This window comes from Longimicrobium sp. (assembly GCF_036554565.1).
In the GTDB taxonomy this organism is placed as follows: domain Bacteria; phylum Gemmatimonadota; class Gemmatimonadetes; order Longimicrobiales; family Longimicrobiaceae; genus Longimicrobium.
Genome location: NZ_DATBNB010000243.1, coordinates 1 through 1,758, shown reverse-complemented (window position 1 = coordinate 1,758; position 1,758 = coordinate 1). Strand labels below are relative to the sequence as shown.

Here is a 1,758-nt window from a genome sequence, read left to right as displayed (position 1 = left end):
ATCTCCGCGCTCTACGGCGCGCAGGAGACCGGGCGCGGGGCGGAGCTTCCCGAGCTGCCGGTGCAGTACGCGGACTACGCCGCCTGGCAGCGCGCCTGGCTCACGGGGGAGACGCTGGAGGCGAAGCTCGGCTTCTGGCGCGAGCGGCTGTCCGGCGCTCCCCCGCTGCTGGAGCTGCCGACGGACCGGCCGCGGCCGCAGGTGCAGGACCCGCGCGGCGCGAGCGTCCGCGTCGGCCTGTCCGCGGAGGCTGCAGCCGGGCTTCGCGCGCTCTCGCGGCGCGAGGGAGCGACGGCGTTCATGACGCTGCTGGCTGCCTGGCAGCTCCTGCTGTCGCGCTACGCGGGGCAGGAGGACGTCAGCGTGGGCACGCCCATCGCCGGGCGCACGCGCCTGGAGACGGAGCCGCTGATCGGCTTCTTCGTCAACACGCTGGTGCTGCGCACCGACCTGTCGGGGGAGCCCACGTTCGGCGAGCTGCTGGGGCGGGTGCGGGAAATGACGCTGGGGGCGTACCAGCACCAGGAGGTCCCCTTCGAGCGGCTGGTGGAGGAGCTGGCGCCGGAGCGGAGCCTGGCGTACTCGCCGCTCTTCCAGGTGATGTTCGCCCTGCAGAACGCCGAGCGGGACGGGCCCCGCATGGGCGGGCTGGAGATGGAGCCGCTTGCGAGCGGCGGAGGGGAAACGTCCAAGTTCGACCTCATGCTCGACCTGTCCGAGGACGAGCGGGGCTTCGCCGGCTCGCTCGCCTTCCGCGCGGAATTGTGGGAGCGCGCGACCCTGGAGCGCATGGCGGGGCACTTCGCCCGCCTGGCGGGAGCGGTCGTCGCGGACGCCGACCGTCCGGCCGCCGGGGTCGCCTACGTCGCGGACGAGGAGCGCGCGCAGCTGCTGACGGAGTGGGGCGCGACCGGGCACGACGATCCCGGCGGCGCCTGCATCCACGACCTGTTCGCCGCGCAGGCGCGGCGCACCCCCCACGCCGTCGCCGTGGTGCACCGGGGCCGGGCGCTGACCTACGCCGAGCTGGACCGCGCCTCCAACCGGCTCGCGCACGCGCTCCGCGGTCGGGGCGTCGGGCCGGAGGCGCGCGTGGGCGTCCTCCTGCGCCGCAGGCCCGCCGCGCTGGTGGCGCTGCTCGGCGTGCTCAAGGCCGGCGGCGCCTACGTGCCGCTCGACCCGGAGCTCCCGGCCGCGCGCATCGGCGTCATGCTGGAAGACGCGGGGGTCCGCCTCGCCGTCGTGGAATCCGATCTGGCCGGCCGCGTCCCGGCCGGCGTGGGCGTGCTCGCGGTGGACGCGGAGGCGGACTCCGTCGCCGACGGTCCGGAGGACGCGCCCGGGACGGGCGTGGCGCCGGACAACCTCGCCTACGTGATCTTCACCTCCGGCTCGACCGGGCGGCCAAAGGGCGTGGCCGTCCAGCACCGCGGCACCGTCGTCCTGCTCCACTTCCTGAGGGATCTCGTCCCGGCCGGGGAGCGGGCGTCGGTGCTGGGGGCCACTTCCTTCAGCTTCGACGTGTCGGTGGCCGAGGTCTTCGGCACGCTCTGCTGGGGCGGCAAGCTGGTGCTGGTGGACAGCGCGCTCGACCTCCCCTCGGTCGCAGACCAGGACGTGCGGCTGGCGGTGATGGTGCCCACCGCGGCGGCGGAGCTGCTGCGCGGCGGCGGCATCCCCCGGAGCGTGCGGGCCTTCAACCTCGCGGGGGAGGCGCTCCCGGCGGAGCTGGCGCGGGCGCTGTACGGGCTGGGCCAC

1 protein-coding gene is annotated in these 1,758 nt (G+C 75.6%); it reads left to right on the top strand.

Annotated features, from left to right (window positions below):
- Positions 1-1,758: non-ribosomal peptide synthetase (locus VIB55_RS06590; protein ID WP_331875876.1), on the top strand; the 1,758-nt coding region annotated here is incomplete at both ends.